The organism is bacterium (assembly GCA_030652805.1).
Classification (GTDB): Bacteria; JAHJDO01; JAHJDO01; order JAHJDO01; family JAHJDO01; genus JAHJDO01.
Window position 1 is genome coordinate 23424 of sequence record JAUSPT010000097.1, and the last position, 10151, is coordinate 33574.

Here is a 10151-nt window from a genome sequence, read left to right on the forward strand (position 1 = left end):
CTGATTTTGCCGATGGAAAATAGAGACAGAGAGATAGGTTTAAAAACTTTCATAATCGGCGCACTCCTGTGTTTTCTCGTCCCTGTAATGGCGCACTACTCCATAGATATTGTTCATGGCTCTTATCTGGCAATAGACTTCATGCCTGCAGGAGCCATATTCCTGTTTTTCATTCTTGTAGGCGGCATAGCGGTTATACTTAAATTGATAAGTAAGAGAATGGCCCTTAATTCCTCAGAGCTTCTGGTAATATACATTATGATGCTTGTAACCTCTTCAGTAGCAACAATGGGGCTTGGCGCACAGTTATTTCCGATGATCACAGCGCCATTTTACTTTGCAACCCCGACAAATAGATGGGCAGAGTTAATACAACCACATATAAAAAGCTGGATGGTGCCGCAGGGCAAAGAGGTAATAAGGCAGTTCTATGAAGGCATGCCAAAGGGAGCGAGTATACCCTGGGCAGCATGGCTCAAGCCAATATGTTTCTGGATGATATTCCTTATGTCCCTATATATGGTAATGATAACAATAGTGGTGATATTAAGAAAACAATGGGTAGAGAAGGAGAGATTGATATATCCGTTAGCGCAATTATCTATGGATATGGTGAAGGATGAAAACGGTTCCATAATAAGACCATTCTTCAAAAGCAGGATAATGTGGCTCGGATTTGCCATTCCATTCATAATCAGCTCAATAAATGGTTTTCATGACTATTTTCACTTCATACCTAAAATAAACCTCGTTAATAGTATCCCAATATTTCGTAACACTTTAAACATGTCCTTCAGAATAAGCTTTCCAATGATAGGATATGCGTACTTTATAAACATGCAGTTAGCGTTTAGTTTATGGTTTTTGTGCCTGTTATCAATAGTGATAAAAGGAATCTGTAACATTACAGGTTTTGGGTTCAATGAAAATCTAGGCATTTATGGAATAGCAGGTTCTCCAATGCTATACCATCAGCAGACTGGAGGAATAATAGTATTAGTATTAACAGGCTTGTGGATGGCAAGAGAGCATCTTAAGAATGTATTTGGTAAAGCATTTGGGCGAAGAAAAGATGTGGACGACACAAATGAGATACTGTCCTATAAAGCATCAATATACTTGCTCTTAACAGGTTTAATTGTAATGGGAACATGGCTGTACTTTAGCGGTATGCCCCTGATAACAGTTCCTGTATTCATGTTTTTTGCGCTGGTATTGTTTTTAGGTTTAACAAGGATAGTGGCAGAGGGAGGGCTAGCATGTGCAGTAGCGCCGTCAATAGCGCCTTCTCTTGCAGTGTCAGGTTTAGGGACATCCATATTTGGAGCTGGCGGTATGGTAAGTCTTGCGTTCACATATGTATGGGGATCAGACCTGAGAACGTTTGTGATGGCAGCAACAGCACATAGCCTGAAGATAATAGAGGTAATAAAGACAAACAGAAGAAAGCTTTTCTGGTTCATATTAGCGGCTCTCGTAATAGGTCTTGGCGCTACATTCTGGATAGCGTTGAAGCTGGCATACACACATGGAGGAATAAACCTGAATTCATGGTTCTTTGTCAGTGGCCCCCAACACCCATATAAATATGCAATAGACAAAATATTGCATCCAACAGGAGTGAACTGGACGGGCTGGCTGCATACAGCAATAGGCGGAGGATTTATGGCGTTTCTGATGTTTATGAGATACAGGCTTCTGTGGTGGCCCATACATCCTGTTGCATATCCCATAAGCGCTGTGTGGATAATGGAAAACCTGTGGTTCAGCATATTCATTGCGTGGATAATAAAGTCAGTGCTCACAAGATACGGAGGAAATAAGGTATTCAAGGCTTCAAGACCGTTCTTCCTGGGGCTGATCCTGGGACAGCTGGTTGCTGCAGGGCTCTGGTTTGTTCTTGACCTAATAGCAGGACATACTGGAAATCAAGTATTCTGGATATAGCCCTGCCTTGCAAATCACTTATACATCTTTGGTCGGGGCGAGAGGATTCGAACCTCCGACCTCCTGCTCCCAAGGCAGGCGCGCTAAACCAAGCTGCGCTACGCCCCGTACATCTTTGATAAAAGACTGGTGTATATTATCAAAGGTGATTACACAGGTCAATTAAAAATGACAAGCGAGGTTCTGATTGTATTAACCTGCCTCTAATGCTAAAATTACTAAAAAAAGGAGGGTTTTAATAAAGATATGAAAAGGATTATACTAATATTTGTATTTTTTCTGTTTCTGCTTATTCAACATGTTTATGTCTCTGCTGAGGATAAGGGTCAGAATATATCTGCAGAAATAAAGGTAAATATAGATGGGGAGGAGAAGACTATTAAATTTACCAAAGAAGAAATAGAACAGCAAAAGATAGATTCTAATAAAGCACTTAAAGAAATAAAGGCTAAAGAATCACATTATTATTCCAGGTGGAAACGTTACCAGAAAAAAGATAAAAATGGTAAGGATATATGGATAAGATATGAAATCTATCAGGGGGAATATCCTTATTCTAGCTCTGATGATGCATATGGCAATAATATAACTATTCAGCAGCCTTATACATCATTTTCAGTTGGCGATAGAGTTAAATATGTTGGTCCTAAAAAAGGACTTGTAGGCGAAAAGGGTACTGTGATTAAAAATATGGATAAATATGGAACTTCAAATTACAGCAGAAAGATACAGGTGAGATTTGACAACAGAGGAAAAAAGACATTAAGCCCTGTAGACTTAGAAAAGGTTGAATAAATCTGTTTTTTAAATAGGGAAAGTTATTTCTCTCCTCTCTTTCTGAGACCTGTATATCCCAATTATTATCTCCACGGCTTTTCTTCCTTCTCCGCCATTTACCTTAGGCTGTCTGTCTGTTCTTATTGCTTCAACCATATCAGCTATCTGGCGTATATGGCCTTCTGAACTCATTTGTTTTATCGGATCATTTGCTGAGCTTGACGTATTGTCCTTGCCTATATTTCTTATCTCTTTATCCCCTTCTTTTGGGGTTTCAAAATCCCACTTTTCGATTTTTTCTCCATTAATCACAACTGAACCTTTTTCTCCATGAATTGAGATCACAGGATCATATCCTGGATATATAGATGTCGTTCCAGTTATTATTCCTAGAGCCCCGTTTCTTAACTTAAGCGTTGCTACAGCTGTATCCTCGACTTCTATGTTACGCGCTAATGTCGCAGTATAAGCGTATATACTTGATACATCTCCAGCCAGATAATAGAGAGCATCTATTGTATGTATTGATTGATTCATTAACGCTCCACCGCCATCAAGAGCCCATGTCCCCCTCCATTTTCCACTATTATAATACTCCTGACTTCTAAACTCCTTACATACTCCGCTTACAAAAACCAGTCTCCCAAATCTACCCTGTTCAATAGCCTCCTTTGTCTTTACTATTGCTGGTTTAAACCTTGTTGGAAAGATTACACACAGCTTTAAATTGTTTTCCCTGCATGCATCTATTATCCTGTCGCACTTTTCTAACGTTATATCCAAAGGTTTTTCCACTATAAGATGTTTTCCTTTTTCTGCGGCTTTAAGAGCAGATTCCATATGCATTCCACTTGGAGTGCATATGTTCACAATATCTATATCATCCCGTTCTAACATCTTCGCATAATCCATGTAAGCATCTGCATTATATTTATCTGCAAGCTGCTTTGCCTTTTCCTCAACTATGTCCGCTACTGCCACCAGTTTTGCGCCATCAATCTTGGATATTGCCTCTGCATGAAATGGACCTATATTGCCTGTTCCTATAATTGCAAATCTCAGCTCATCAGCCATTATCTTATACCTCCTTTAACCAGCACTTCTACCTCTTTTGATGGAGGAACCTCCAGTTCCCATCTCTTTATTTCTTTACCATCATTTTCCACCACTGTTGTTGGAATGCTATCTACATTATAGAATGCGCCTTCTGCTAAGCCCTCAACTGTGTCCATATCATAGAAAGACATCTTAACCCGGTTAGACATATTCCATTTTGGTATAAAGAACTCCAGTTTATTTTTTGTAGTCTTGCACTTTGCGCAGTTGGGCTTACCAAATACCTTTATACTTGTACTCTCCGCCATAATACATGTCTCCCTTCAGGCTATTTTATATTGCCCTTTTTGCCTATCCCTTAATTCTCCAAGCTTTGATTTATTCCAGTTATTTACCCTGCTGAAATATCCAACGATTCTTGTTATACCATATACATCCTCGCTACCACAATTACCGCATGCATCAACCAGACCCCGAGTAGTCTTGCTACAACTGTTACAGATTGTAAATTCAGGAGATATAGCTAGCTGTGCAGCTTTTGTATTATGAAAAGTCTTCTTAACAAGATTAAATATGCTTTCAGGAGAAGGCTTTGCCTCCCCAATAAATGCATGCAGGATAGCACCTGATTCTATCATTGTATGAAACTTTGCCTGCTTTTCTATTCTTTCCACCAAACCTATAGGAGCATCTGCGCGGAAATGAATAGAATTAGTATAATAGTATTCATCCTGAGCCATATTGCCTTTTACTATATCCTTGCTTTCAGGATATTCTCTCATATCCACCTTTGCAAGGCGTCTTGCTGCGCTCTCTGCTGGTGACTCTTCAAGCGCAACTCTTAATCCGTGTTTTTGCTCATATTTCTTAGTAGTCAGATTCATAAAGGAGATTATTTTGAGACCCAATTTATATATATCTTCACCTTCATGAAGTTCCTTTCCAGTTAAATACTGAACACATTCATTAAGACCTATAATGCCAATTATGTAAGTAGCCTCATCAAGATCAACATACTGTCTTCCATCCTTTGCCTTTTTACCAATCTGCCATAATGGCATGCTTTTATCTTTCATAAGAGATGCAATAAATTTTTTCTTTTGTATGTGAGCTATCATAGCTAAATCCATTGCATGTTCAATTTCCTTATAAATACCGTCTATATTTCCTTTACCAGCTCTGTAGGCTGCTTGCGGCAGATTTATGGTAACATTCTGAAATCCACAGAAGCGCATGCTTTCAGGATGTTTTATCATATAATCATCTTTTATCTGGGTTCTCAGACGACAGCAGGCACTGAGTGTAACCTCATCCCTGTCAAACACAAAGTAGGGAGTCCCATTCTCGCTTGCTATTTTACACGCATATTTAACGAGCTCAAGTTGTTTTGGGTCATTGAATGTTTCCTCACTTATATGCAGATCCATTTTAGGAAATGCAAATACATTTCCATAGCGGTCCCCGGATCTCCATACATCCATCATTGCCTTACTAAATTTCTGAGCCCATGGTTCATACTCTGCATAAGTCTTGCCTGTGTATTCTCCCTTTGGTCCTATGGCTTCAATATTTTTTAGATATCCAGGAATACCTGTATGAATATTAAAGTCCAAAAATAATGTTTGTCCTCCGCGACTGAATGCATTTTGGCTGGCGCTAAAGATCAGATACTGCGCCTCCTGGCGCATTTCTTTCTCGCTCATTCCAACAACATATGGGGCATAGAAGATATTTATATACCCAACACCCAGAGCTCCTGCATAATAAGCCTGCATGGATGCTAAAAATGTATTTAAGTGTCCTGTCAGGGTTCTGGCGTGAGAAGCCGGAGCTGAGGAGGTGTCTAAATTTACTAATTCAAGTCCATACTTTTTTATGTATTCCAGAGAATGAGAGGAACAATATACTCTTGTAGGATATCCAAGATCGTGCAAATGAATTATTCCTTTAAGATGCGCTTCGGCAATGTCAGAACTAAATATCTTCCGTAAAGCATATTGCTTTAAAGTACTCTCTGCAATTGTCAAGTTTATCGCTTCCGGATTGTTAACAGCAATATTGGAATTCTCGTTACTTTTAGAAAAGACAAGTTGCTCTATGTCAAATATTGGCATTCCCAATACCTGCTGCTTTGAAAGTTTTTGTTTATATCCATTGATAAACAGCTCATTATCTACCAGCTCTCTTATAAGGGATGTAGAAATCTGTGTAAGACCAGATGTAAAGATGTTTTCTTCAACAGACGTGGCTATTTTGTCTGCTATTGACTGAGACACACCGGCCTCTTTTACAAGAGCCATTGATATTTTCGCTTTATTCCATGGAAGAATTTCGTCAGCAGTAATAGTTGACACAAAAAGAGATAGATCCGTAGTTGTTGCTTTTGCTTTCTTCTCCTTTCTAACCTGAAGCATTTCCCGCAAGCGGCTGCGCTCATTTCTATAGAGGATATACGCCTTAGATGTTTTAGCATGCCCTGTTTCAATAAGCACTTTCTCTACAATATCTTGAATTTCTTCTATTTCAGGGATCTTATCTCTGAAGTTTTGCTCAAGATATGAAGTTATAGCATTGGTTAATTCTTCAGCTACTGCTTTATCCTGTCCGCCAACAGCTGTTGCAGCTTTAAAAATAGCCTGCATAATCTTGTTTTTATCAAATGAAACTATTCTGCCATCCCTTTTTCTAACTGAGGTAAGCGTACGTGTATTTGCCATCTTTAACATCCCCTATTTTTGATTATAGTCTTTGCATGATCCAGGAAATCTCCTATATCCTCAAATTGACGATATACTGAAGCGAATCTTACATATGCAACTGCGTCCAAATCGTGCAGCTTTTTCATAACCAGTTCACCTATTTCCTCTGAGGCAACCTCCTTATTCATGCCATTCCAGAGTTTTCTCTCTATGTCATTTACTATCTGCTCCAAAATATCCATGCTTATAGGCCTTTTTTCACAGGCTGTTACAATGCCATTTAGAAGTTTCTCCCTGTCAAACTCCTCCCTGCGATTATCTTTTTTAACAACCATAATTGGAATCAACTCTATTTTTTCATAAGTAGTAAATCTCTTTGCGCATTTCAAGCACTCTCTTCTTCGTCTTATAACATTATTTTCTTTGCTTTCTCTGGAATCAATTACCTTGTCTTCCTGATGAGCGCAGAATGGACACTTCATTTAAAAGAATACCCTATATTGTGCAAAAAAAAATATAACACCCAACATATAGGGTGTCAAGGCAAAAAAATTTTACTCCTCGTACTCTAGCTCTTTGTCATTTAAGACATCAAGCTGAATACCAACTTGTTTGAACATTTTTCTGGTTAAACTGGCAGTATGATATTTTTTTTGACATACAACCCGTTTAATGCCAGCAGCGATTATTATGCGAGCGCATACTGAACATGGCTCCATTCTGACGTAGAGAGTAGATCCTTCTAAGGCTACACCTATTCTAGCTGCATGCACAATGGCATTTTGTTCTGCATGAATAGTGCGGACACAATGATCATGCAATTTCCCCGAATTATCTTCTTCTTCAGTTGATTTAATCATTAAATGCCCTTTTTCATCACAATGAGCCAGTCCTGGCGGAGAACCAACATAACCAGTAGAGAGAATATGATTATTTCTAACGATCACACAACCAGCCCGCCCGCGTCCACAAGTAGCTCGGGAAGCTATTGTGTCCATTATCTTCATAAAATAACTATCCCAATTTTGTCTTTTACTCATTAATTCTACTTCCTAAAATCTGACTGAGCTGGATACATCTTTTTCTCCTGACTCATATTCTTCATATTTCTTTTCGGATGTTTCCTTTCTCCTCTCTGTGTACAGGCTTCTGAATCTGACCTTGCCGCCTCTGTATGCAGATAAGTTAAATGATATAAAGAAACCCGTTTCATCCGGATTATCGGACCTGTTTCTTGTACGCACAATAAATTCTACATCCCAGCAGCACATATTATGCCAGATTGAAAACTCCTGTTTTTCCCAGGCAGATCTCTCCACATCATACATATTATACGCTTTAACAGCCCATTTTTTGTTAATTTCCCATCTTGTAGAATTCTCCCATAAGTGTCTATCTGTGTCATTGTTATATCGTAATCCAAAGGATGTCTCAAATTTATCTACAGGACTAAAGATAATGTCTCCGCTTATTGAACTTAATTCATCCCTATACATGTCATAATTGCTCTCAGTACGTATACCAAGCTTATTCGTAGGGTTTATTTGTAGATCACTTGAAATGTCTGTAAAACGATGCGTAGTGTGTATGTTTTGATCATACTTTGTTCCAACGTTCCAGTACAATATCTCTCTTTTACTATAACTTGTCGTTTTAATTAGTTTATTATCTTTATCCATTGTTATGTCTTCATGTTTTTTCTTAATTTGTATCCTGTTTATCAATGAAAGGTCAAAATAGTCCAGATCTGCCAGTCTGTCAAGTTCGTCAAAATAATAGAGATCACTCTGATCCATTTGAGGCGAAGGTCTATAATGGTAGCTTGCAATCGGCTCAACTACGTGTCTTATCTTATTTATTTCTCCGAGTTCATTTACCTCCATTGTCTTATATAACTTTGTACTTGCCTCAATATCGCCCCTATGGACTCCTCTAAGCACATTATCTTTGCCGTATTTATCCTCGCTGAACCATGTTTCTTCATATCCTACAGAAGGATCTATTCTTAACCATCCAAAATACTTACGCGGCATAGAGAGTGTATTACCCACATCCACGCGCTGTCTCTGAAAATTATCAGATTCCTTTTCAAGATTTACAGCACTGCCCTCCAGCTTATAGAAAAATGATGAATCCCCTATTCGCTGTTTACTCGTTCCAAAATCTATCTCCGGCAGACGGTCTATTACATCGTCATAAAAATCATGCATGCGCTTTCTTACAAGCAGGCCAACATAATAATCATTCCATGTCTGAAAAAGGGATAAATAAGTCTCTGGATTTCTTGTAAGTGACTCTTCTTCCCACCCTTTCAAGTATTCCTCATCAAAGAAATCCTCATTGTAGTCAGGATCACTGAGCTTTTCTATCTTAGTAGTACCGTAGAGCCCTCCTCCAAAATCTTGTTTGTGTCTATAATACAGTTTCCATCTATTCCATTTATCATCTTTCTCATCAGAAATGGCTACTCCATATTCATCCGTGTGATCATCTCCGATTTCTTTATAGTAATCCTTGCTTTCATATATCTGATATCCATACAAATATCCTTTACCTCCATCGGTCCTATAGTCAATATCAAGTCCCTTTCCCATAGGAAATCGTGCTTCATCTATTCCTTCTTCCGGATATTCATGTTGTCTGCCCCATCCTCTTTGCTCAATATAATCTCCATATACCCGACCGAATAAGTTCTTGTTAACATACCAATTATAATAAGCAAGAGTCATCCATCCATCGCGGTTATTACTCCCAAGCCAGATAACCCACCCATAAGGAATATGTTTCAAAGGAAATGCATATACAGGCGTATAAAAAACAGGAATCCCCTTGAAAGACAGAACAGCGTTGTATACCCAGATTCTATCATCAAGAATAATCTTCATTCGACTTGCTTTTATTACATAATGAGGCGAAGTTTTAGGGCATGTTGTAAGAATTGCATTATGAACATCATATTCTTCCGCCGAAAGCCTCTCCATATTCTCCGCATCCCAAAACCATGGCGGAGTGCGTCCTTTTATGCTTTCTACTGTTGCCTGTCCACTCAGAATATCATAGGTTATAATTTCTGCTTGTATCTTATTTTCATTTTCAAAAAAGGTTACATCCCCTTTGGCAATGATCTTCTTTTCTGTTAGATTTACTTTGCACCAGTCTCCTGTCATACGTATGGGCTTATATTTAACTTCAACATTGCCTTTGCCAATAATTACATTGCCCTGCTCTGAATATTCCAGTTGATCTGCATTTATATCAATGGCAGGCTTTGCTGGCTCTGCAACAGGTTGTGCTGCTTCCAGAGGTTTTGTTGTTTCTGGAGGGCTTGCTGTTTCCGTAGGTAATCCACCTGCTAAGGAAGAGACTGACAAGAAAAAAAGCAATAAAACGCAACAAACTAGGCTGCCTCTGGCAGCAATTTTTAATTTTAAATTCTTAATTTTTAATTGAAGATTCATAATTTAATTGCTCATAAGCTACCAAAAACAGAAAGACTATGTCAACAGAAATTCAAAATACTATATAAAGTTCCACTACTGTCCCATTATAAGTCAAACAACAACAATTGGTTAGGAGATTCACCGTTTTGAGTTTCATCATTAACATTTGTAAGTAGCTGTAAAACAGGAACTTTCTCAAATAAGGTTATACTTAAAATCTGTAGAATAGTGT

Annotated in this window: 8 protein-coding genes and 1 tRNA gene; 2 read left to right on the plus strand and 7 right to left on the minus strand. The window is 38.4% G+C overall.

What is annotated here, in order from left to right; translation table 11 throughout:
* Positions 1 to 6: 6 nt before the first annotated feature.
* Positions 7 to 1947 (plus strand): hypothetical protein, encoded by a 1941-nt coding sequence (locus tag Q7J67_09450; protein ID MDO9465505.1) that lies wholly within the window; start codon positions 7 to 9, stop codon positions 1945 to 1947.
* A gap of 29 nt (positions 1948 to 1976) precedes the next feature.
* On the opposite strand, the gene Q7J67_09455 is transcribed toward Q7J67_09450, so the two are convergent.
* Positions 1977 to 2055, minus strand: a tRNA-Pro gene (locus Q7J67_09455).
* A gap of 138 nt (positions 2056 to 2193) precedes the next feature.
* Here Q7J67_09455 and Q7J67_09460 point away from each other — a divergent pair.
* Positions 2194 to 2742: a hypothetical protein gene (locus tag Q7J67_09460; protein MDO9465506.1), complete on the plus strand. Its 549-nt coding sequence runs from the start codon at positions 2194 to 2196 to the stop codon at positions 2740 to 2742.
* A gap of 9 nt (positions 2743 to 2751) precedes the next feature.
* Here the strand turns inward: Q7J67_09460 and Q7J67_09465 are convergent, their stop codons facing one another.
* The 6 genes from Q7J67_09465 to lptD form a co-directional block, all read right to left on the minus strand.
* Positions 2752 to 3798, minus strand: coding sequence for a Gfo/Idh/MocA family oxidoreductase (locus Q7J67_09465; protein MDO9465507.1), 1047 nt, complete (start codon positions 3796 to 3798; stop codon positions 2752 to 2754).
* Positions 3798 to 4088 carry a thioredoxin family protein gene (locus Q7J67_09470; protein MDO9465508.1) on the minus strand — a complete coding sequence of 97 codons (291 nt, stop codon included), beginning with the start codon at positions 4086 to 4088 and terminating at the stop codon, positions 3798 to 3800. Before Q7J67_09470 ends, Q7J67_09465 begins: the two co-directional genes overlap by 1 nt.
* Before the next feature lie 15 nt (positions 4089 to 4103).
* Entirely contained in the window at positions 4104 to 6497 is a 2394-nt protein-coding gene (gene nrdD / locus Q7J67_09475) for an anaerobic ribonucleoside-triphosphate reductase (protein ID MDO9465509.1), read from the minus strand.
* 2 nt (positions 6498 to 6499) lie between these two features.
* Positions 6500 to 6961, minus strand: coding sequence for a transcriptional regulator NrdR (gene nrdR, locus Q7J67_09480; GenBank protein MDO9465510.1), 462 nt, complete (start codon positions 6959 to 6961; stop codon positions 6500 to 6502).
* A gap of 72 nt (positions 6962 to 7033) precedes the next feature.
* A complete protein-coding gene (locus Q7J67_09485) occupies positions 7034 to 7519 on the minus strand; it encodes a cytidine/deoxycytidylate deaminase family protein (protein ID MDO9465511.1) in 486 nt (161 codons plus the stop codon).
* A gap of 12 nt (positions 7520 to 7531) precedes the next feature.
* Positions 7532 to 9937 (minus strand): LPS assembly protein LptD, encoded by a 2406-nt coding sequence (gene lptD / locus Q7J67_09490; GenBank protein ID MDO9465512.1) that lies wholly within the window; start codon positions 9935 to 9937, stop codon positions 7532 to 7534.
* Positions 9938 to 10151: the final 214 nt, after the last annotated feature.

Excerpts from the sequence above, each read along its gene's own strand:
- Q7J67_09460 (MDO9465506.1), top strand. The coding sequence starts at position 2,194 with ATGAAAAGGATTATACTAATATTTGTATTTTTTCTGTTTCTGCTTATT.
- Q7J67_09465 (MDO9465507.1), bottom strand. The coding sequence starts at position 3,798 with ATGGCTGATGAGCTGAGATTTGCAATTATAGGAACAGGCAATATAGGT.
- Q7J67_09470 (MDO9465508.1), bottom strand. The coding sequence starts at position 4,088 with ATGGCGGAGAGTACAAGTATAAAGGTATTTGGTAAGCCCAACTGCGCA.
- nrdD (MDO9465509.1), bottom strand. The coding sequence starts at position 6,497 with ATGGCAAATACACGTACGCTTACCTCAGTTAGAAAAAGGGATGGCAGA.
- nrdR (MDO9465510.1), bottom strand. The coding sequence starts at position 6,961 with ATGAAGTGTCCATTCTGCGCTCATCAGGAAGACAAGGTAATTGATTCC.
- Q7J67_09485 (MDO9465511.1), bottom strand. The coding sequence starts at position 7,519 with ATGAGTAAAAGACAAAATTGGGATAGTTATTTTATGAAGATAATGGAC.
- lptD (MDO9465512.1), bottom strand. The coding sequence starts at position 9,937 with ATGAATCTTCAATTAAAAATTAAGAATTTAAAATTAAAAATTGCTGCC.